Annotated in this window: 23 protein-coding genes; 11 read left to right on the forward strand and 12 right to left on the reverse strand. The window is 44.4% G+C overall.

Annotated features, from left to right (window positions below; genetic code table 11):
• Positions 1–32: 32 nt before the first annotated feature.
• From TRESU_RS08840 to TRESU_RS08850, 3 genes are all read right to left on the reverse strand, one after another.
• A complete protein-coding gene (locus TRESU_RS08840) occupies positions 33–965 on the reverse strand; it encodes a hypothetical protein (RefSeq protein WP_013701909.1) in 933 nt (310 codons plus the stop codon).
• 4 nt (positions 966–969) lie between these two features.
• Entirely contained in the window at positions 970–2,079 is a 1,110-nt protein-coding gene (locus TRESU_RS08845) for a hypothetical protein (RefSeq protein WP_013701910.1), read from the reverse strand.
• A gap of 110 nt (positions 2,080–2,189) precedes the next feature.
• The gene (locus TRESU_RS08850; protein ID WP_013701911.1) at positions 2,190–2,936 is read right to left on the reverse strand and encodes an ArdC-like ssDNA-binding domain-containing protein; all 747 of its coding nucleotides are present in this window, start codon (positions 2,934–2,936) and stop codon (positions 2,190–2,192) included.
• A 224-nt stretch (positions 2,937–3,160) separates the two neighbouring features.
• On the opposite strand from TRESU_RS08850, the gene TRESU_RS08860 reads away from it, so the two are divergent.
• The 5 genes from TRESU_RS08860 to TRESU_RS08880 all read left to right on the forward strand — a co-directional run bounded on the left by TRESU_RS08860 (position 3,161) and on the right by TRESU_RS08880 (position 6,514).
• Complete coding sequence (locus TRESU_RS08860) at positions 3,161–3,622, forward strand: hypothetical protein (protein ID WP_013701912.1); 462 nt, start codon at positions 3,161–3,163, stop codon at positions 3,620–3,622.
• The gene (locus TRESU_RS08865) at positions 3,619–4,326 is read left to right on the forward strand and encodes a PilZ domain-containing protein (RefSeq protein ID WP_013701913.1); all 708 of its coding nucleotides are present in this window, start codon (positions 3,619–3,621) and stop codon (positions 4,324–4,326) included. The genes TRESU_RS08860 and TRESU_RS08865 overlap by 4 nt, the downstream gene beginning before the upstream one ends.
• A 65-nt stretch (positions 4,327–4,391) precedes the next feature.
• On the forward strand, positions 4,392–5,132 hold the full coding sequence (locus TRESU_RS08870; RefSeq protein WP_013701914.1) for a hypothetical protein: 741 nt from the start codon (positions 4,392–4,394) through the stop codon (positions 5,130–5,132).
• Between the two features lie 28 nt (positions 5,133–5,160).
• Positions 5,161–5,418 carry a hypothetical protein gene (locus TRESU_RS08875; RefSeq protein ID WP_013701915.1) on the forward strand — a complete coding sequence of 86 codons (258 nt, stop codon included), beginning with the start codon at positions 5,161–5,163 and terminating at the stop codon, positions 5,416–5,418.
• 205 nt (positions 5,419–5,623) lie between these two features.
• Positions 5,624–6,514: a hypothetical protein gene (locus TRESU_RS08880; RefSeq protein WP_013701916.1), complete on the forward strand. Its 891-nt coding sequence runs from the start codon at positions 5,624–5,626 to the stop codon at positions 6,512–6,514.
• 61 nt (positions 6,515–6,575) lie between these two features.
• Here TRESU_RS08880 and TRESU_RS08885 read toward each other — a convergent pair whose 3' ends face one another.
• From TRESU_RS08885 to TRESU_RS08925, 9 genes are all read right to left on the reverse strand, one after another.
• A complete protein-coding gene (locus tag TRESU_RS08885; RefSeq protein WP_013701917.1) occupies positions 6,576–8,531 on the reverse strand; it encodes a type IV secretion system protein in 1,956 nt (651 codons plus the stop codon).
• Positions 8,532–8,551: 20 nt separating this feature from the next.
• Positions 8,552–9,517, reverse strand: a complete 966-nt coding sequence (locus TRESU_RS08890) for a hypothetical protein (protein ID WP_013701918.1) — start codon at positions 9,515–9,517, stop codon at positions 8,552–8,554.
• A gap of 26 nt (positions 9,518–9,543) precedes the next feature.
• Positions 9,544–12,117 carry a TraG/VirB4 family ATPase gene (locus tag TRESU_RS08895; RefSeq protein ID WP_013701919.1) on the reverse strand — a complete coding sequence of 858 codons (2,574 nt, stop codon included), beginning with the start codon at positions 12,115–12,117 and terminating at the stop codon, positions 9,544–9,546.
• Positions 12,117–12,383, reverse strand: coding sequence for a VirB3 family type IV secretion system protein (locus TRESU_RS08900; RefSeq protein ID WP_013701920.1), 267 nt, complete (start codon positions 12,381–12,383; stop codon positions 12,117–12,119). The genes TRESU_RS08895 and TRESU_RS08900 overlap by 1 nt, the downstream gene beginning before the upstream one ends.
• A 71-nt stretch (positions 12,384–12,454) precedes the next feature.
• Positions 12,455–12,880, reverse strand: a complete 426-nt coding sequence (locus TRESU_RS08905) for a TrbC/VirB2 family protein (RefSeq protein ID WP_013701921.1) — start codon at positions 12,878–12,880, stop codon at positions 12,455–12,457.
• 161 nt (positions 12,881–13,041) lie between these two features.
• Positions 13,042–14,019 carry an ATPase, T2SS/T4P/T4SS family gene (locus tag TRESU_RS08910; protein WP_013701922.1) on the reverse strand — a complete coding sequence of 326 codons (978 nt, stop codon included), beginning with the start codon at positions 14,017–14,019 and terminating at the stop codon, positions 13,042–13,044.
• Complete coding sequence (locus tag TRESU_RS08915; RefSeq protein WP_013701923.1) at positions 14,016–14,456, reverse strand: hypothetical protein; 441 nt, start codon at positions 14,454–14,456, stop codon at positions 14,016–14,018. Before TRESU_RS08915 ends, TRESU_RS08910 begins: the two co-directional genes overlap by 4 nt.
• A complete protein-coding gene (locus TRESU_RS08920) occupies positions 14,453–15,397 on the reverse strand; it encodes a putative barnase/colicin E5 family endoribonuclease (protein WP_013701924.1) in 945 nt (314 codons plus the stop codon). Before TRESU_RS08920 ends, TRESU_RS08915 begins: the two co-directional genes overlap by 4 nt.
• A 12-nt stretch (positions 15,398–15,409) precedes the next feature.
• Positions 15,410–17,557: a type IV secretory system conjugative DNA transfer family protein gene (locus TRESU_RS08925; RefSeq protein ID WP_013701925.1), complete on the reverse strand. Its 2,148-nt coding sequence runs from the start codon at positions 17,555–17,557 to the stop codon at positions 15,410–15,412.
• Positions 17,558–17,734: 177 nt separating this feature from the next.
• On the opposite strand from TRESU_RS08925, the gene TRESU_RS08930 reads away from it, so the two are divergent.
• From TRESU_RS08930 to TRESU_RS08950, 6 genes are all read left to right on the forward strand, one after another.
• Positions 17,735–17,974, forward strand: a complete 240-nt coding sequence (locus TRESU_RS08930) for a hypothetical protein (RefSeq protein WP_013701926.1) — start codon at positions 17,735–17,737, stop codon at positions 17,972–17,974.
• Positions 17,975–18,130: 156 nt separating this feature from the next.
• A complete protein-coding gene (locus tag TRESU_RS08935; RefSeq protein WP_013701927.1) occupies positions 18,131–18,448 on the forward strand; it encodes a hypothetical protein in 318 nt (105 codons plus the stop codon).
• 118 nt (positions 18,449–18,566) lie between these two features.
• Entirely contained in the window at positions 18,567–18,800 is a 234-nt protein-coding gene (locus TRESU_RS14935; protein ID WP_013701928.1) for a hypothetical protein, read from the forward strand.
• Positions 18,797–19,441 carry a hypothetical protein gene (locus TRESU_RS08940; protein WP_013701929.1) on the forward strand — a complete coding sequence of 215 codons (645 nt, stop codon included), beginning with the start codon at positions 18,797–18,799 and terminating at the stop codon, positions 19,439–19,441. The genes TRESU_RS14935 and TRESU_RS08940 overlap by 4 nt, the downstream gene beginning before the upstream one ends.
• Before the next feature lie 55 nt (positions 19,442–19,496).
• The gene (locus TRESU_RS08945; protein ID WP_013701930.1) at positions 19,497–20,204 is read left to right on the forward strand and encodes a tetratricopeptide repeat protein; all 708 of its coding nucleotides are present in this window, start codon (positions 19,497–19,499) and stop codon (positions 20,202–20,204) included.
• Positions 20,205–20,224: 20 nt separating this feature from the next.
• Positions 20,225–21,772 (forward strand): hypothetical protein, encoded by a 1,548-nt coding sequence (locus TRESU_RS08950; protein ID WP_013701931.1) that lies wholly within the window; start codon positions 20,225–20,227, stop codon positions 21,770–21,772.
• The last annotated feature ends 28 nt before the right edge of the window (positions 21,773–21,800 follow it).

The following is a 21,800-nucleotide window of genomic DNA, read 5'->3' on the forward strand; positions in this document are numbered from 1 at the left end:
CCTCTTAAAATATTTTTTTGCAAAAATGCTTTTTATCTCTCGACGTCTGAACGCCGCCTGTAAGGTCTGTTTATGTTCGCCTCGGCGACTTTCAGCTCCTCGATTTTCTTCGCGTTCTCAAGGTTGTAGTTTTTCGCGACTGCAATCCGCTGGAATTCAGTTCCGCTTTCAAGCGCGCGTGCGATTTTCCGTCCAGCTTCGTAGGGCTTGTACTCGCCGCTCTCGACTTTATTCACAAGCTCCATGCACTGCCGGTAGCATGAATTCCTGTTCGCTTCCCTGTTGTCCTTCAGTCCGTTTCCGATAGAATTCTGCAGGCAGTGCTTGAAGTGGCAGTCAACCGCGGCTGAAAAATCAATTCCGTCAATGCTGCTGTATTTCTTCACACGCTCGCGCGCCTTTGCAAAATTCTCATTGTGTCCGGGATTTTCAAGACAGTTTGACCTGAACGATTTCAGGTTTTCTTTCTGGTATGCGCTGTTAACTTCCTGAGTCCGCTCGTAGTATTTGAGCACGGCCTTGCGTGAACGCTCGTCAAGCGAATCAATGTTGTACAGATACTGATTCTTCTGTTTAGAGCCGCCTTCCGAAATGTAAAGGTTCTGCTCGTTGAGATGTGTCGCACCGAAATATTTTGTCTGGCACAGAACTGGAGAGGCATTCTTTTTCCAGTTGAGCGCTCCTGTTTCCTTTTGAATGCGGTTAAGCTCGTTTCCGTAAATCCAGACATTGGACTTGTACCCTCTTGAAGCCGCGACCTGCTCCAGGGCAATCAGATTCTCGTCGTTTATGATTTTCCCGGTGGAAAGCTCGCGCGGAACAGAATCCGGCTCTCTGCTGAAAAACGGCAATGTTCCGTTCCTTGTGTTCTCCGCAAACGACTTGTACAGCTGGTCATAAAAGAACTGGTCTGCGCTCAGTCCGTTGGAGTCAAAATTCTTCCAGTCCGAAGCGAAATTTGTCATGGATTTACCTCTCAATGTCCGTTTTCTTGTTTTTATTTTGATTCTGAATTTGATTTCTCAGCTTCTCGTTCTCATCCGCAAGCTGGTGGTTTACGTCCATAAGCCGGTCAACAAGCTTCACTGCATTCTTGAAGCCCTCAAGGACACCGTTTTTGCACTCGCGCTCCTTGCCGTTCACTTCAATTTTCACGCAGCCTTCAAGCAGATTCTGACTAAGATTTTCATTTGACTTTTGTGGAGTTTGTGGTGTACTATGCTCGTAGGAAGCAATGACAGCTCCCACCTGAGCGTACATATCGAGAAACTCAGGCGTGTAGCCATATTTTGCGATTCCCGCTTTTATGGATTCTGTCGCTTCCTCTTTGTTTTTCTTGTCATCAAATCCTGTAATGACAAATTTTCCTTCCCTATCTTTATTGATGATTGCCTTTATTCCGCCTTTTTCTATTTCCCAGTTTCCGCGTGGAGTTTGTGATGCGCTGCCCTTGTCAAGGCTGTCCGCCACAAGAAAACATATTGCCGTGATTTCTTTCTGCGCATCTTCCGGCTGCATCTGAACAGATTTGTTTAGGACACGTTCCTCATAGCGGCGGTTTATGATATGCGCAAGACCGGTTGACTTGTTTCCATGCCTAAGCTGAATTTCCCCAAGCGTCTTATTGCTCGCCGTGTAGACAGTTCCCTCGTCAAGAACGGTGGCAAGCCTTGAAAAAAGCTCAAGACTTTCTTTCGTTTCCAAATCTGAAAGCAGCTTCTCTTTGTTTTCATCTATGTATTTTTTTATTTCCTTTCTGAATGTCTTTACAGATTCTGTTTCATCAAGAGAATCGGATTTCTCATTCTTAAATGGATAAGGGATTCGGGAAAACGAACCGTGTCCATCTTCCTTTACAATTTGAACACTGAGGTCATAAGGATTCCATTCACCTTCTTTTTCCCAGTCCCGGAATTCAAATAAAAGTTTTTCGTCATTTTTCAACTCCCTGATGTCCAGCGCAATCTTCTTTCCAAAATCGCTGTCCGTTATAATCTGGTAGACAACACCGCTTATATTGCCGCTGTCGGAATATTCGAGAATTTCTGTTGCCTTGATTTTTAAGTCTTTTTCAGACACTGCATCCGCTCCTTGAAAAATAAAAAAAGTTATCCATCAGTTTCCACATGACGGAAGGCTCAAGAAAAAGCCTGTAGGATTGTGGGAACTGTGGGTAACTTCGCTTGTTTCTAATAGGTCATAGACTCGCTGCGGTCAATTTTCCGCTCGTCTTTTTTCTGCTGGGGAGCAAGCCCATTTTCCTTTTCAACGGACTTCACAATCTCGTTCGCCTTTACATCAGCGTTGTAGAGAAATTCATTCAGAGACGGCAAGCCAGGAGTTTTTTCTTCCGGCGTCTTTGCAAGCTCGTTCTTGCACACAGCCGAAATGTTCTGCTTGAACTGCTCCGCAACTTCAGGCGAAACCTCAACGCTCGCTCCGCTCTTGCAGGCGGCAATGTACATCGGAAGATAATTTTCTGCGGAGTCAATTTTCAGGGTCTCATTTTGAAGCTTGTTCGGCTGACGGATTTTCGCGCTTTCAGCAAGGCGTTCGGGCTGTTCAAGCTGCTCAGCAAAGAAATACTGCGAATGGCGGAATTCTCCTTCCTTGTTCTTGAAGTTGTAGAAAAGCCCCTTCTCACCTGACTTCACGCGTGTCCCGGCCTTGTCGATTGAATTTTTTGTCGCGACAATGTTGCTTTCATAACCGGCTTTCTGTCTTGTAATCTGAGCCGGAACAAGGTCTTTCGCATTCAGAATAAAGCCGTTGTTCGCGTTGTAAATCGGCTTGATTTCAATTTTTCCGTCCTTGTTCGGAAGAAGCGGCAGGGAATTGTCCTCGATTCCCTGAGAGATGAGCTTTGCTGTGTGCCTCGGAACAAGAGAACCGAACCACTCGTTTTTTGAAGGATTTAAAGTGATGGCGTCTGACATTATGCGCCTCCTTTCCACTATGGAATTCCAGCCGGGCTGCGCGCTAGGAGTGCCGGGCACAGCTGAAATGGGCTGGAAAACCGAAATATTCTTATTCCTGACAGGAATATTGCAAATAAAACAAAATATTTATTTTCTTACAAAACAATTCCTATATACTGCAATTTAATAAATATTTCAATATACTTTTTGTAATTCTGGAAATATTTTGATATAATTTTGCAATGAGATACAACATCACGGTCGATGTTCCTTACGGAAAGAAGCTGCCGTACACGCTTTATTCAAAGGGATTCCTTATAGACGTTCCCCATGTGGACGAGAATTCTGACTTTGTGCATTTCAAATACATCGGAGGCAGCGTCATCGTGCTTTTTTATACGTTCGAGCGTTTCCGCCGGGCGTACATTGCTACCTGCTGGGAATCGGAAAAGGACGGAGAGGCGGTTTCTTTGCCAGGAATAGACGCAAAACTGTGCCTGATTTTTACAGCAAGGGGGCGGAAAGTTGACCATCTGAAAAGATGCGTATGGCTTCTGACGCAAGAAGATGAGTACAAGGTATTCAAGTTTCCTCTTCTCTTCTGGTACAGGCTGGCGTTTCTGATTCAGTTCTGCGGAGCAAAAAGGAGCGATGTGATGTACCTGTATGAAAAATTCAAGAAACACGGAGGAAGAAAAAAATGAATATAACTAAAGAAATTCTTGAGTGGCTCAAAGTGTCGTCAATAGCCATCAGAAAAGACGGTGCGGACATAATGAGCTTTCTTACAAGATTCACTTCTGAAATCTGGACGCTTACAATGCTACAGAAGCACGACTTCCTGCAAAACGAGAAAATTTCAGTCCAGATAAACTTCACGGACGGAGAGAGCGAAGAATTTATTGCGACGGTCATTGAATCTGGCGAGGACTTCTGCGATATAAGAATTTCAGGCTCGGAGAAAAAAGAAAAGACTGCCGCGTTTATTTCAGCCCTTGAGAACCTTGACGAGAAATACATAAAATACGGACGCAGAAAGGAAGAGCGCATTGAAATCGGAAAGAGAAATTCTGAAAAGTTCGGGCTTTCATATCCTGAGCAGACAGTCTTTGTGAACGGAATAAAAAAGCAGCAGCCGTGCGCTGTTGTTGACGCGAGCATCCACGGAATCTGTATAATCACGCCTTGCACCGACCAGAGAATGAGGGACTGCGACAGCTTCAATGTGATGCTGAATTTCGTCAACCCGGAGCAGACAATCGTTTTAAAATGCCATAAAGTCCACGCCCAGTTGAAGAAAACTGAAAGCAAAATCTACGCAAGAATCTCATGCCAGCTGCTTGAACCGATTCATTTTGCCTGGAAAGAACGTGTCATAAAACTGCTTGAATCCGAAAAGAACTTGTAAATCAAGCCGTTTTTGCAATATATTGTAACTGAATCAATATTTAATTTTTTGCGGAAGGAAACAATATGCTGAAGGAAATCCCAGAACGAATCACTTATGCCCAGGAGAAGCTCATAAAGCTGATTGAGGAAAGAAAGCTCAGAAAATGGTGTCTTGAGAACGGACTGTCGCACTCGACAATCTACAAATTGGCGACAGGCGAAAAACTTCCGTCGTACCCGATTGTCTGCTCGATGTCGCACCTTGTTCCGCCGATTGAATGGCTCTTCTACACAGACGAGCAGATTCCCTACGAAACGCAGACAGTTCTTCCACTTGAGCCGGGAAAAGAATGCAGATATGTTGCCGCCCACAGAAAGGACTACAGGGAAATGGCGAAGAAATATGGTCTTACGGAAATTCAGGCGTACAACATAATAATCGGAAGAAAAAAGCCGAATCTTACGTTCATCAGACAGACTTGCGAAGAGGTGAATCCGATTGAATTCTTCATTCCGTCAGACGAGGCTGAAAAGAAAACTACAGTGCCGGAGCACGGAGACATCGCAAGCATAAAAGGAAAAAATTTCCTTGTTCTCTCAGAAAAAGAACAAAATGAAAAAAACGGAACTTTCATCGCCTGCCCGGTAGCGTCCGATGAAAACGGAATTCCGCTTGTATGCGACTGCAATGTGAGCGGAAATGTTCAGATGTGCGGAATCACTTCATTTCCGGTCAAAATAAATCCGTTAATTTTAGGGAAAGCAACAGCAGAAACTGTAGATGCAGTTACAAAAGAAGTCATAAATCTGGTTTCAAAAAAATGAAAATAAAAAGTTTTTACAGGAGACAAAAATGAAGCAATTCGAGTACATGACGCCGGAAACAGTCGTAAAGTCCTATGAGGATGCAAAAACTGGATACACGACAGCAAACGGCCGGCTTGAGCGTGTCGAAAAATTCACAGGCTCTTTCAACGCCTATCTTAACAAGCTAGGAAAAGAAGGCTGGGAGTTTCAGGCTGTAGGCGGAAACGGCTTCGGAGTTTTCGGAAAAAGGGAAATTCAGGAGCGGACAAACACAAACAGCTGGCAGAATTCAGTCTCAAGATAGCAGGCTGTTGTAAAACCTGTGGGAAAGAAAACATAGAAAAATTTACTTTTCCACAGACTTTTTTAGTATACAGAAAACTAAATAGCAATTAGAATAAGAAATCTTAGAATTTTATTTTCTGAAGTTTTATTTTGGCAACATTGCCAGTAATCCCTTTAATTATTATGGGCATTATAGTTTTTTTATCTGTATCGGCACAATTGTTATGAAAGAAAATCTCAAGAGAAAAACAAATTTAATAAAAGAATATTTAATTACACAAGGCATACTAGAAGAATCTGAATGCATTTTTAAAATGGATTTTTTCCCAGATTTTGAATATACAGATTTTCAGAAAGGAAGAATTCAAACTTATTACTTTCATGAAGAAATAAGTTTTTCAAATATATATTCTGACATTATTTCATATTCAGAAATAACCCCACATATATTCCCTGTAAATGAAAAACCAGATTTTTTAAAAAATATAACTAATCTGAAAAAGATAAATAATATAGATAAAGAAAAGTTTTTAGAAATAAAAATTCCTGATAAGTTCGATTTATTTGAGCTACAAAAAATACATCTTTATTCTGTTGACAACATAGAAAAAACATTGAACTATGATTGCACATGTAAAACAGAAGGTGCATTTATAGGGAATGACTTTATCGATATTTATTGTACCGTGCATTTATGTGGAATAACTAACAATATTAATTCATGTGATTTATACAATCAGCTTATAGTTGATAGCTATAGAAAATATCAGAGCAAAGACTATAGAATGGCTTTTTTTCTTATGTTTTCTGCATTTGAATGTTTTATAAATACTAAATTAGGAAAACAAGATGAAGAAAAAAGACTTAAAGAGAAAAAAAATGAATTGTTTAAGTCGATATTTCCAACCTTAAATGCAAATCAAATATACTCTTGCATTAATATTAAAAAACATGAAAAAATAAGAAATGAGATTGCGCATGGCAGGAAAGAACTTTATACAGAAAAGTCATCCGTTGATGATATTTATTTTGATTTTATTTCTTTGATTATTTCTTACAACGAAAAGATTGAAAAATTATATCAATGTTTCGAATACTCTATCTTAGAAAAATAAAATATATCACCAAAACCAGAAACAATCTTGATGATATATTCTTGAACTATTAGAATTCCAATTACTTATTCGCCCTTACTCCGTCAGTAACCTTGTCGCCAAGCTCTGATGAGCCGGAGTTCTTAGCGTTCTGCTGCTGATTTCTTTCCTCCTCGGCTGCAATCATCACTTTGAGAGCCGCATTGTCTCCAGCCATTTTTCCCTGCCTGTTTTTCTCATCCATGAATTCCTTATGCGTCATATTACGCTGACTTCCTGTGCGCTCATCAAATTTCGTGGCAGTCTTGAAATTAGAATTTGAAGATGTTCCAAATATTTCTCCAGCATGTCCTGCCGTAGAGCCTTGACCTGAGATTCCATGGGCACTAGCTCCTCCTGAACCGCCGGACGCTCCGTGTCCGCCACCACCAAGTCCAGTCATCTGCTTAACCTTATCCCAGCCAGGAATGGAATCGTGTCCTTTCGAGAATTTCTCGAATCCAGATTTTACACGGTCTTTTAAATCTGAAGTCGCAACCGCTCCCATCGCCTTGAAAGCCGCCATGTTGCCCTGCTTCCTGTTTCCGCCAAGCCGTGCGACCTGCCTTGCGGCATTTTTCCTTGCCGAGTTGAGTTTTCCGGCTTCTCCTGCAATGTTCGTGCCTGTGTTGACCGCGCCTCTCACCGCATTTGCACTGGCAGCCTTCATTCCGCCTGCCGTCGCAGCAGCAGTTCCAGCCGCCGCGACAAACTCGCCCATGCTGAGCTGAGGCTGGCCGGTCAGGATTGTCTGCGCAATCTTCGGAGCGTTCTGCGTCATCACGTAGCTCAAGACAGCATTGAAAGCCACATCCACAAGAAGCCACACAATATCGAATCCGTCCGATGTGATTGTATTTATAGTGAACTCTATTATCAGATAATAGACGAACATCAGGCACAAGGTTATGACAATCATCTTGACCATGAAGCTTATAAAAACCGGCACGAGCTTTTTCGGGATGTCCTTAGTACCGTCAAAAAGAAGCAGCGGAATGAAGATGACTCCGACAGCCGCCACAATCGTGAACTCAATCACAGTCATGATGTACTGAACAAGCGCGAATATCACGCAAAGCGCAAGCACAATCACGCAGAACCACACAACGATTCCGTCAAGAACAAACTGCATGCCGCTTTGAATGGTTCTTCCTGCAGAAACAAACGGATTCAGTTTCGCCGCATCGATTTCCTCATTTCGCTGAATAAAAGCCGAGGTGTTTTTCGAGTGCATTATATTCGCCGCAAGAAGCGTCATTCTTATAAGCGCGCCAGGAGACAGATAGAAAGTCTCATTGCCGTCGGCGTCCTTTATGAATATGTCAAGAGAAATGTACGTGTCTGTATTGTCGCCAATCTTTGTTCCGTCCAGATTTCTGTCGCCAAGAATCGCATTTATCGCCTTGAAAGTCTCAGCCTGAAAAAGGCTCTTGAATTTCTTATTCTCATCGTCAGATTTGTCATGTCTCTGCTCTGAAAGCTTCCTGTTCATCTCATTTGAATCCCATCTGTTGCCCCCTTTCAAACCCGGAATCGCACCTGAAGCTTTTTCAACAAAATCATTGTAGCTGTCCTTGTTTCCCAAAGACTGCGGAGAATGCTCGTCAAGCCTGGACTTTGCGTCCTCGTCATTTCCAGCCTCGATTGAATTCACGGTCGCAAGGTCAGCCTCTATAGACGAGCGCATGGCTTTCAGCTCGCTAACAATAGCGTCCTTCGCGCCGCCTGCCTTTATTCCTATCTCGCCCGCGATTCCGCCGATTCCAATTACAATCGCCGGATAAAGGTTCAAAAGAAGAAGATAGCCGACCCATTTAAAGATTGTGTCCCACCAGAAATCCTTGACTGTCATGCGCGACATCGCGACCTTGAAGCCTGACCAGGCAAGCCCGATGAGGCCGAACAGATTTCCGTACATTGCAGCCCACTTATATCCCTGCGCCATAACGCCGCCGAAATATTCAAGTGTCTGCACAAGAGGAAGGTCAAACGCGTCCATAAATCACACCTCCATCTGCACTATCTTTTGTAGCGCGAGTTAATTGTCTTCTTTCTGTAGTAGTCAGTTTCCTGCGCCTCTCGTGTGCTAGCCTGCTCCGCATCCGCCTTGTTCTGGTCGGCAATCATCTTCGAGGCTGTAATCGCGCAAAGGTCATTTATGCCGAATCCCAGCTGTGAAACTTCCTGAATAAGCTGGTCTGTAAGCCTGAGCTGTGCCTCGGCAATTCCGGCTTCCGTCGGGTTTCCGTTAGAGTCAAGGTTGCCCTCAAGAGCCGCCTGAAGAATCGTGTTGTTCTTCATGGCAATCTCCTCAAGTTTCATCCTTTTCGCCTCCTCCGTTGCCGCCGCCATAACCTCGCTGCACTGCTTCTTTACAGAATTCACACTCTGCTGCACAAAAGCGTAGTTCTGGGGGCTTATTCCATACTTCACCCAGATAGCCTTCTTCTGGTCTTCCTCAAGCCCATCCGTCAAACTGCTGACAGTCTTCTGCATTGTTTCGGACATAAACTGCTTATAGTCCCTGCAGGCAGTCAGAAGATTCTTGTCATTTTCCCACAAGTCGTCCTGATTGTTAGGATTTATTCCGCACAGGTCTGCGATTGAATACTTCACATTTCCGCAACTTATCGATGGAGTTGTCATCATCTTCTTTATGTTTCGTGCGGAAGTAAGAAGCCTGTTCACACGCTTTGTCGCGTCCCTTATGTCGTTTCTTATATCAAAGTCGCCGTCAAACGAGATATTGTCCCAATCAATGCTTTTAGCACGCTCAACCTGCTGCTGAATCATGTTGTACTGGTTCTCAATTTGGGTAATTGTGTTCATCACCATGTCATATCCCTGATATAATTGGTCAATTCCATTAAGCCAGCCCGAAACATCAAAAACCGGCCATCCTCCAGCCATCACATTCTGCGTCATGAAAACTGCCATTCCAAAGGAAAGAGCAATTCTGCTTATTTTTTTTCTGATATTTTCCATAATAAACTCCGTTTTCTGTTTTGTTTTTATGAGGAAAGAAGCATTTCCCTGTATTTTGAGTAATCAAGAGAACGCGCGTCTTTTCCGATTTTCTTGTATTTTTCCCTGACCGCATCAAGAAGCTCAAAGGCAAGTTCCCTTGTTGTGTTTCGTCCGTACTTGCTTTCAAGGTTGTCCAGAAGCTCGTGGTCGCTTGAAATCAGCGCGAGCTGGAACGCATCAAGGTCAAGGGTGAACATCCGGCTTCCGTTCGGGTTTTTGAAATAATAGTCCCTTTTCATGACCGCCTCTGACAGAGCGGCTATCTCGCTGTCTGTAAGCCCGAAATCCCTGTAGCTTTCTGCGGTCTGAGCCGCATTCTCGTCAGCAAGATAAATCTTTGTAAGGCACTGCTGGACTATCGTGTCGCGCAATGACGACTTACTAGCAGCACTGACTTCCTGTGTCGCGAATATACAGAACACTTTTTTCTTTCTTAAAGTTCTGAGCCATTCCTGTATAAAACCTGAGAAAACCGGATGCTGGAGATAGAGCCATGCCTCGTCAAGAAACAGAAAAGTCAGCGGCTGTCTCTCTCCATGCGGAACTGTCCAAAGCTTTTCAAGATAGCGGAAGATGTACATCAAAGCCGGAGCTACAGCCTTTTCTGAAAGGCGCATGAGGCTTCCCATCTCTATTGTCATCAGCTTGGAAAGATTCAGTGTCGTTTTGTCCGCGTCAAATATTGAGCCGAAAGCTCCACCTCGGCAGTACGGATCAAGTCCTGTTCTTATCGTGTTGTCGCCAGTGTCCGGATCTGTGTAGTTCACATACTGCTGGAACGATGTGAGGTCGTGCATAGAGCTGTCCTTTTCAGAAAGAAGCATAAGTGTCTCGCTTATCGCCTTGCTCATTTTTGGACTTGTCTCAATATTCTGCTGGACAAGAAGGCTTTCAATAAACTGCTGACACCACATCAGGCTTTCGCGGTATTCGCCTTCATTGCATTCTTCAGGATTCAGAAGCTCGCTCAGCGGCTGGAACGCCACATCGTCTTTTCCAGGCTCCACATAAATTCCGCCGGAAGCAACCATAAACGCACGGCTTGAAAGCTGCTTGTCAATACAGACAATATTCGCGTCCCTGTACTTTGTAGCCTGCGCCATGAGAAGAGCCATGAGCGTTGACTTTCCTGCTCCTGTCGGTCCGAAAATAAAAGTATGCCCTACATCGCGCACATTCAGATTTAAGAAGAACGGAGTTCCGTAGCTTGTCGAGCAGGTTACAAGAGGAACAGCAGAGCCGCAAGTTTCAAGCGTAAAGTCGTTGTAAAGCATCCCCTGCCATGCGGAGCTTAACGGAATAATGTTAGACATGTTCTGCGTGGATATTAGCGGACGGCGGATATTCGCATAGACGTTTCCGGGCATCATCCCCTCCCACGCCTCCATGTTGTTCATTTTTTCTTCCATGCACGAAAATCCGCATGAGCGCACAACCTGCTGAAGTTTCCTTGATTTTTCCTTTGCCACGGAGAGTTTTTTGTCCCAGCACATAAGGCTGCTTGTGTAATAGCCGAGAACATAGCTTCCCATCGCGATGTCCGCCTGAATCTGGTTAGCCTCACTTTCCATCGCGACAGCGCCTGAATTCTCGCGGTCAATTTCAACATTTGCGGCAAGTTCTGTGATAATCGTACCTGCGCTTTTTCTTGCGGAGTACATCCGCTTCTGGTACTTGTCCGCCTCTTTGGAAGACATCTCCTTGCTCATCGGAATGAACCTTGTCGTCCACCGGAACTCCTGCATTGTCCGGTTCAGCTTGTCAAAGACAGCAGGATAAGTGCTGCTCGGAAAATCCATCACGGCGATTATTGGAACATAATAGTCCCCGATTTTAAGCGGCATTGAGGTCTTCACGTCCATATCGCAGATGTAGTTGTCAAGGAAAAAGAAAGTGTTCTCAGGATAGAACATATCCTGCCGTCTCATGCTCACCGATGATTTTATGTAGCTGAAAAGCTCCGAGTCATCAAGCCTGTGGCACCAGATTTTTGTCGAGAGAGTTCCCATCGCCTTGTCAGTTTCGTCAAGGAAATTCTCGATTTCCTTTTTCATTCCGGAAAGATTTTCCGTGCCGTGAGAATGCTTCTCGTTTACACTCTTCTTATTTCCGCTTCTGAAAAAAATCGATGCAGCCTTGTTCTCGATGTCTCCCGGAAGCTGATACACAAACGAGATGTAATAGTCGGTCGTGAAATGCTCGCCGAACTTGTGGTAGTTCTCCGCGCGCCTCTGGTCTATGAGCCAGCCCGCAAGGTTCGAGAATTCGCCTGCTGGATAGTCTTTCGTCTTGTATCTCTTGCAGTCGAAAAAAATCGCCCAGCCCTCCTGCTGAGCCAGAGCCATTGTCGTGCGGTTGAACAGAGCCGCCATAGCTGCAGTTGAAGCCGGGGATGACGACTCAAGGTCGGGATATTCAACCTGGTACGATGTCATCAAAGCGCCATTCTTCAAAAGGCAGACACCGGGTGACATTATGAATGAGTAAGGGCTGATATATTTAAGCATATTCGCGCTTTCCTTGTTCAGCCTGAAAAAGTCAAGAAACGGCACATCCATCAGACCGCCCTCCACAAGTTAGGCTGCATGAGCCTGTCAAAAAGAATCGTCATCATATACGGGTCGTCCTTGCAGAGAATTTTCGCCGCTACAAATAGAACAATCCCGATTGGAAAGCACCAAACGCTCACAAGGTTCATCAGCACAATTGTAAGAACAAGAATAACCATAGCAGGAGTAATTCCGATTCCAAGCACGACATTCGGCTGAAGAAGCACACGGTGAACCGGCACTGCATAGTCATATAAGGTAGGTTCGTTTTCCAAGTTGTCCTCCAAGAAAATTAAGATTCAGACAGATAGCAGAAGTTCTAGCATCTGCCGTCCGTTTTTCCCCTTTATGCGATTCCAGCAGACAAGGAATTCACCGCAGGAATGATTTTTTCTGTCATTGAAATCTCAAAATTCAAGTCGCCGAGAAAGTAAGCGCAGATTCCTGACGAGCACAGAAGAATCAGAGTTCCGATTATCCACGGAGCGAACTTTTTGAGAATCTGTCCGCCTCCGCCCTGCTGCCCTGCGACAACCACGCCGATAGCCTCGATTATCAGCGCGACAAGAAGAAGGACTTTCACCCATGTTGACTGCAAAAGCGATAGGATTTTGTCGCCCCAGGTGTCAAGCTGCTCGATAGTGTCGCCGCTGCCGGCCGCGAATGTAGGGGCTATAATCATGAACAGCATGAAAACCGCCATGAGAAATTTTCTGTCTGTTACAAAGCCTTTTATTTTGAGAACGGCTTTTTCTGTTTTTTCGGACTTCATAAAATACTCCTGTATGTCCTGGACTGAATTTCTAGTTTCTGTTCGTGTTCTCAATTTCTGTTCAAAAAAAGGCTAAAAATTTCTATTCGTGAATGAGGCTCGCCTCATAAAAATGTTTCTGTTCGTAAGCCTGAAAATGTATTTTCCTGAGGAACCTCCTTTCAGCTGATGAGATTGTTGCTCTCAAGGTCTTCCATGAACGATGAGCTTCCCATCTGTTTCGTTTCGACAACCTCGCTCACAACCGGGCCGTTCCTTGTCGGCCTCATGTGTACAAGAAGCTGCACAGACTGAGCCACATCAGGGAGTTCTCCCGGAAGAACCTCTCTCAAAAGGTCTCGGATTCTTGAAAGCATAGACAGCGCGCAGTTCGCATGGACTGTTGTACATCCGCCTGTATGACCTGAATTCCACGCCTTCAAGACCTCATTTGTAACATCGCCGTAGCGAAGCTCACCAAAAATAATTCGTTCAATATCACATCTCATTCCGATTCCAACAGCTTTAAGACAATCCTTTCCTTCTGCCCAGATTGGAACGTAATCTCTTGCCCTACACTGAATCTCGCTTGCATCCTCGACAATGTAGAAGCGGTCATCCGGCGTGAATTCCCTCATTTTGTCTATAATCGCATTCAATAAAGTTGTCTTTCCGCTTCCAGTCTCGCCGCCAATGACAATATTAGAGCGTTTTCTTATATGCTCTATAAGCAGGTCATAGCGTTCCTTTGTAATCCGTCCGGCGTCAAGATAGCTTTCAATAGAGAAAATCTTTGCCGGAGGACGGCGTATAAAGTACATCGGATTGCGAGCGGCACGCGGAGGCAAAATTCCCTCAATACGAACTTTCCACTTTGGAAGAACGCCCTCCACAATAGGATTATGAGGGTCTATAGTAACGCCGAGAACAGCCGCCGTGGCATATATGATTCTTGTTGTGGTCTGGTCGTCAAAAAAAATTCCTGTAAACTTTTTCCCCATTCCAAAACCTTTGACAATAAGCTCGCCGTTTATTCCAATCGCGATGTCAGTGACGTTTCTGTCCTCGATAAACGGAACAATCAGCCTCATGTCGTCCTCAAGGTTCTTTATCCACTTGTCAATCTTAACCTGCTGTCCGAATCCGTCCATTCCTGTCATGATTGGTCGCCTCCCTGCTCGTAAGCGTCAAGAATCATGCTTTCAAGAACCCCTGAATGGTTGGACTTGAGAATCTTCGTGCAGTCCCTGACGAATCTTTCGTATTCAATGTTCACAAACTCGTCGCTGTTTATCTGCCTATTCGGAAACATCTTCATGATGAATTTCGTCTGCTGCATGACAATCAGTGCGAGAAGCTCTACTTTGTTTTCCAGATAGCGGATTTTTCTTGAGTTCTCCACCAGCGAGGCATGAACGATTTCTGAGTCGCTCATACTGCGGTTGATATAGTTGCTCAACGCCTGGCGGATAATCTCGCTTTCAGTCGTGTTATGCTCAAGAGCCTTGCTTTTTATTAAATTTTCCATCTGCTCCGTCATACGAAGTTGCTTCAGTACGCCGTATTTCACATAGCTTTCTTTCTTGTTGTTCTTCACCGCTCAATCTCCTTTTCATGATGATTCTTTGAATGGGATTTCTGCTCCAGTCTTTTGTGAAGCTCGATGTTTTCTTTTTTAAGCCGGGAATTCTCATATTTCAGCCTGTCAACCATTTTCACGGTATTCTTGAATCCGTCCAATACACCGTGCTCGCACTCGCGCTCAAGACCGTCAACATTCACGGTTGTCTTCCCGTACAGCACTTTGGATTCCGAGCTTTGTTCTGCTGATGTTGACTTTTCAGCGTTTTGTGTTATATTTGCTCGTGGAGGTTCGGCTTTGCCGTTCGCTCTGGTCGGATTGACCGTCACCAGCTGCTTGCCAGTTGCACGCTCAATCACTTGCCCGATTTCATCTGATGCATAAATCAGCTGCCCGGGCATTTTTATTTTTGCATTAACTGTTGACTTTTCATTAATTTGTGTTATCTTATCAATGGAAGCGATAACAGCTCCCACCTGTCTGCTGATAGAGAGGAATTCAGGTGCATAGCCATATTGCGCGTTCACCGCTTTTATGGCATCTGCCGCTTCTTTTTTGATGGCATTGTTTTCATCATTCTCTGCAAAGCCTGTTATAACCCAGTTTTCATCACTTCCAAGCCATTGTTTTGAAACACCGACAAATATAGAATTTTTTCTGATATTAAGCCTGTTCTTTGAGATGTCATCAGGAATTACGGTTTCTACAGTGTCTTTTATCAGATAAAGCAATGCGGAAATTTCCTTTTCATCAAGTCCGTCTTTTCTGTAGCGGCCGTCTATGATGTGCTTTATTCCGAATCCACCTGTGTTTTTTTTCTCAAGATTTCCGAGAGTTCCGTTAGCAAAAACAACATCTCCAAGAACAGGATTCTTTATTATCATCGAGCTGTCCTTTTCAATGACTTCCGCAATCTGGGAAAAAACTGCAAGCTGCTCTTTATTCTTATCTTCCATACTTCACTTCCGTTAGAATTTTGTCTCGCGACCGTCGTCCGCAAAAATGTCAAAGTCGCCTGGAATCGACTGCGTTACTTCTATTTTCTCAATCCGCTCGATTGTCCTCTGTATTGAGCTGTCCACGTTGAAATGTTTCTTATGATGGCTCGGAAGCTTTTTAAGCCTTGCGTAAATCTCGTTCATCTCAGGAACTTTTCCGAACGCCTTGTCCTTGAATCTAGGGTCTTCGTAATAGACAACCTTCTTTCCCTTGTATGGCGGCATTTGACCGTTGAACACAATGCAGCGCGAGAAGTCCATTTTCATAAGCTCGTCCGGATTCACAAGGCTTGTCTGCGTTTCCTGCGAACTTCGCGATATATTGCTGAATCCGGCCTGCCACTTTGTGCCTGAGCTTGATATGTTGTCCAGAAGAACGGAGCGGTTTCCGATTGTCTCTGAAAACTGCCTTGCGTCCTTTATGTTTCCCGGAGCAAAAAGAATGATGGTCTTGCAGTGGTCAAGGAACGGATGGTTCTCGCCGTAGACATCGACAATCTGGTTCAGCGACTGGCTTACGATAAAGAAAGTGACTCCGTAGCCCGCGAGAATTCCGGCGTTCAATGCTATGTCCGGGAAATATCCAAGCACCGGGAACTCGTCCAGAAGAAAGAGGCACGGAATTTTGAGCTTGACGGCGTTCGCGTTTGTCGTTCCGCTTGAAAATTTCTTAATCATGAAAGTGATTATCATCCTGAACACAGGGCTGATTCGCTTGATATGGTTGTACGGAACAATTAGATAAAGGCTGATTCCGTTCTTTCCGTCGATAAAGTCATCCACGCTGAAATCCGAATATGCGGTTGCGTTTTTAAGCAGCGGATCCTGGAACAGGGAAATCTTGCTGAATACAGTCGAGTATGTGGAGGCGCGCTCCTTCGGTGTCTGCGTCTCCGAGCGGTTCGCCGCCTTTACAATAAGCTCGTGGATAAGAGAACTTTCGTGTCCTGAGTCGTCAACATGGACTCCTTCCTCCCTCATCTGCGCAAGCATGGCAGAACCCGGTCCGCCGCTCTCCTCGTCATCGCCCTTGCTGTCATCGCCGCCTGCCTGGCTGAAAATATCAAGGACTGTGGAAAGATTCTTGTCTTTCCATGCGATGTACCGGCAGAATCGCACGTGCATGACAACGCCTGCGAAAATATCGCGCGCAGTATTGTTGAAGTACTGCGTAGCTCCGTCTGAGGCAGCCTTCGCGTTTTCCGCTCCGAAGAAAATCTCGGCAATCATGTCAGCCCAGGAGAACGCCTCGCTCGGGCTGTCGGGAATCTCGTGAATCGGATTGTAGTGCGCGGTGTCGCCGTCAGGGTCGAGAGGACGGAACGGAATGCACGTGCTGAACTTGGAGCGGTAGCCTGCTGAAGCCTCCCAGTTCTCGCCCTTCGGGTCGAAAATCACCATCGAGCCGCGCCCCTTTATGACTTTCTTTCCAGTCTTGCTGTCTATTCCCCAGTATGGAACGCCGTAGCTCAGGCAGGTCGGAATTACAGTGCTGACGCCCTTTCCGCTTCTGGTCGGGGCAATCATCCAGGTATTTGTGCGTCCTGAATGGCACACAACAGGCGCGACATGGACTTTCCTGGTAACAAGATTCTTCGGAAGGTCAAGAACAAAGCTCTGCTTCTCCTTGTCGGTATGGTAGCCGACATTCGCGCTTGAAAGCTGTCCGCAGATTACGCCTCGCGGCTGGAGCATTCCGAACTTCTCAAGGTCTTTTCTTGTAGCCCATCTCGCGGTTCCGTGTATATGCTGGTTCTTCTGGTGGGCTGAGACAATCACGCTTGTTATGAAGAACAGAAGCACTGCCACGACAAGGCCGATGAACACCGCAGGGGCTGCCTGAAAAAAATAGTACGAGTACACATCGTCAAAGGCGTACTTGATCATTCCAAGAATGAATATGAGCGGATTGTAGACGCGGTACGAGCCATTTAAAATGAAGAGCGGCCGCCCGATGACACTATAGTCATGATTCATAAGGACGGCGAATTTTTGTGTGGTCAGAATCAGACCTGTTAAAATACACAGAATCGGAACAATCCAGTTAAGCACGGCAAGCCAATAGACTTTATGCGCCGCGTCAGGGTCTGTGCGGATGAATTCTTCTTTGTCTCTCAAAACAACTTTTCCCCGGGCGGGCAGAAAATATTGTTTTTATTGCATAATTATTTCTTAATTTACAATACTATTTATTTGTAAAAACAGCAATATAAAAACATTACAACAAAACGCTTTTCCGAAACAACTTGAAAAAAAAACTTGACAATTCAAAAACAATGGTATAGACTGCTAAGCATGAACACAAGCAACTGGGGCGGAAAAAGAAAAGGCTCTGGCCGGAAGCCCACAGGAAAAAACATCGTGAATATGACTCTAACTTTTCAGAACGCAAGACAAGCTGAAATAATGCGCTCGCTTGCCAAAAATGCGGGTCTTACGGTGAGCCAGCTTGTGATAAAAAGATTCGGGCTTGAGCATGTGGAGAACACAGAGCCTCTTCCCGAGAGCATAACAGGAAACAGAAGGCTCTGCTAAGGAGACCTTAAAAACATTCCCGGACGGAAAACAAGCTTTGTTTTTTATTTCATTTCCGCCGGGGAATCATAACCGAATTACGCCGCCGCTGTCCGGAAAGCTAGCATAGCCCTGCGCCGTAAATAACCACAAGAAAACAAACAACTGGAGTTATTTATGACAGCGCAGGAACTCAAGAAATCCCACCCGGACGTCTTTTTCGTGAAGACAAAAAAATTCATCGACAGACCGAACTACTACCTGATAAAAGAATCCTACATTCCAGAGGACGACTCTCCTCTTCCGACCGTGGAGCAGCTGAACGAGAACACACGCCTTTACCCTCTCTCAATCACATCATATCCCGGAGTTCTGAAAAGAATGACCGCAATGGAAGCCGGAGCGTGGGCAGTTACAAAATGCCGCCAGCAGAAATGGGAGCTTACACTCGACAATTTCCAGTGCTGCCTCGCCAACCTTGAAATGGACTTCTAGCCGGAATTTCTCCGCAAAAAAACTCAGATTCTTACAGAAAAAAAATACCCTCCACTTGAAACTTTTTCGGGGGGGGGTAAAATGTATAGTATAAAAAACAATTCGGAAGGAAACAAAAATGATAATCACAGCGATTCTTTTGGCAAAATGTATTCTATTCTTCTTTTTTCTGCCTACGATGATTCTAGGCTACATAGCACACGGAATCCATAGCAACATTATTGAACCAATATCGCACAGGCATGGAATCATCGCAGGAGTAATGACATTCATTGTGTATGCGCCGACTGTCTTTGTGGGCGGAAGCTCTGTCATCTACATCGCCTCTGAAATCATAAAGGCATTCAAATGAGAAATATCAGGAAACCGACGGCAATTTTAGCCGCAGTGTTCATAGCCATTATTCTGTCATCATGCGCGACAAGCCGGAGCTTCTTCGACACAAGGCCTTATGAGGAGACAGAAGAAGAAAAGGCAATCCAATATCCGTTCAAGGTATTCGGCTGGTACAAAAACAAACTGATTGAGATGGAATTCAGAGACAAGAGCAACCTGATTGTCTCATTCCCGAGAATCGGCGGAGCAAAGAAAGTCTACTATAAATACCAAATGTACAGCACACTTTATTCCTGGAAAAAAGGACACAGCGACATGCAGCTATGCGGAATCGAGTTTAAAGTAATTTGCGCACTGGAAAAGCCTTATTACGGATTCGACTGGCTTACTCTCTGCCGGAAAGGAGACTTCTCAAAGCCTATAAGCGACCCGAAGAACTACACCGACCGGCACACAAGAAACAAGATGGCGATGATGGACTTCTTCGGCGACAGCCTCACATACAGGAAAATCGAGGAAGGAGACTTCGACCTGTCCTACAGCGCGCTTCCCATCATAAGATTCCAGAGAATGGACGAGGAGATAAAACAGGAAAGACAAAAAAGAAGGGAATACCAGCGAACCGGCGGAAACACATCAATCCGCAGAAAATACTAACTTTGATGAAAATTTAAATTTTCATAAATTAAAACTATCTTACAAGGAGTTTATTATGGCAAACGACAATTTTTGGCTCGGAGTCATGATTGGAAACTTATTCTCAAAAAAAGGGAATAACGGAGAACAGAAAGGTGGATGCCTTGGAAAAATCATAGGCATTCTAGTTATTATCGGCATAGGAAATCTTGCCATAAAGTATTACGGAATAAAGGGAATCCTAATACCAATTGCAATACTGATTGCCGCCTTTGCACTGCTGGTCTTTCTTTCAATCAAAATGAGCTATGCAAAGGACACAGCATCTTTCTTCTTAAATCTTTACAACGAAGGAAAGTACACCCAGGCGATTGAGTATATAGAACAAGAGCCGAAAGAAAAAATTGAAAAAGTATTCAAAAAATATCCAGATGTAGCATTGGCGGCTGGCATTTCCTACAGATTCGGAAGAGGCTGCGATGTGAATCCGCAAAAAGCATTCGCGTATTTTGAAAAAGTCAAGAACAAAAGCAATGAGGCGGCAGGCTGCTATGGAGCAATGCTTATCACCGGTGAAGGATGTAATGCTGATGCAAAAACAGGAATTGTCTATTTAAAAAACGCAGTTGTAGGAAATGTTCCTTATGCCTGCTATGAATATGGAAAACTTCTATTTAATGGAGATTTTCTTGAAAAAAATGAAACTGACGGAAAAAAATTTCTCCGCATAGCTTCCGAAAACGGTGTGCAGGAAGCAACCGACTTTCTTAACAATATCCTTTAAAAATAATGGAGAAAATAAAAATGAAGAAAAGAATAGCAGTGCTGGCAGCAATAACACTTGCAATAGAAGTTCTCACAGCGGAAACATTGCCGAACGGTCAGGACGCGCCACTCCTGAAAATGACAAATGATGAAGACGGAAACAAGACGGCAGTGCTTGCCCAGTCTTTCGCAGTTGAAACGAAATATGGAAATCTGACAGCTCCTGCAACTTCCAAAGTCGTCTTCTATGAGAACGGAAACGTAAAGTCAATGCAGCTTGAGGAAGCTCAGGAAATTGAGACCGAAGCCGGAAAATTCACTGTAAACACAAGAGCTGAATTCTACGAAAACGGAAACATAAAGCTCACATTTCTTGAAGGCACTCAGCAGCTTGAAACAAAAGCCGGAACATTCAAAATAACTGCAACCCCAAGCAGCGGAGCGGCGCTCGCAAAAGACAAGCCTTTGACTTTCTATGAAAATGGAACAGTGAAGTCTGCGTATCTTTACGGATCGTCAGCTCCAGGCGAAAGAACAGCAACAGCAAAAACTCTAGACGGAGAAATGGAGATAAGAACAAGAAATTTCATTACTTTCTATGAAAGCGGAAATCTTGAGAGCGCAGTTCCAGCAGACGGAAGCACAGCCGAGTTTCTTACAAAACTCAAGGCAAATGCAAAATTCAACTCAGGCTCACTTTTGACATTCTATGAATCAGGGAAACCAAAAAGCTTCACACCGTCATCATCTTTAAAACATCAGCTCGGATTCAGCACAAAGGCAAGAAGCGAGGTTGTGATTTCAGAAGACGGAAAAATAATCTCATGCATTCCCGACAGAGCCTCAACTCTTAAGCTCGATAAACAATACTGGCACTTGTCTCCGAGCATGCCTTTCAAGAATTTTGAAGACAACTTCCCGGAAGAAATGACAATCGACATGACAGACAACCATTTTCTTTTTGGCTCAGAGCAGGCTGGAATTTACTTCGACCTTGAAGAAGGAACTCCAATAATGCAGGGAAAAACAGGAAAAAGACCTGAATCAGACGAAAGTGCTCGAAGTGTTCCATACGGCGTAATCACACTGAAATTTTTCAGCACAAAAACACTGAAAAGCGCAGTTTCAAGAAATCCATTTGTAATAAAAGTTGGAGCAAATGGAATTTCTACAACCAATGTTGAATTCAATGAAAACTTCAGCCTAAAGAAAATTCTCCTGTCGCCTTATGCGGAGGCTCCAATGGAAACAACGACAGTGCAGATTTCAACCGCTGAAAATCCAGATGTGAAAGTTGCGCGTAAAAAATACACAAGCTGTATTTTACAGAAAATCTACTTCACAAACGGACGCATAGGATGCGCGATTGGAAGCTACTCGCAGGTTCTTCAGGGAAATAGCAAATACTACAGACCTCTGAGCTGCATTATTCTTTTTGAAAACGGAAAAATAAAGGACGTTGTTGCAAAAGGAGCAGAAAGCCTGAACGTAGCATCCGAGCTTATTTTTGACGACAGCGGAAATCCTGTTGCCTATACTTCAAAAGACAACCTCGGCAATGAAAGAACTTTTGAAATAAAAAAATAGAAGCTCAAAAATGAATCCCAACAAATGG

Origin of the sequence: Treponema succinifaciens DSM 2489, from assembly GCF_000195275.1 — a bacterium.
Taxonomy (GTDB): domain Bacteria; phylum Spirochaetota; class Spirochaetia; order Treponematales; family Treponemataceae; genus Treponema_D; species Treponema_D succinifaciens.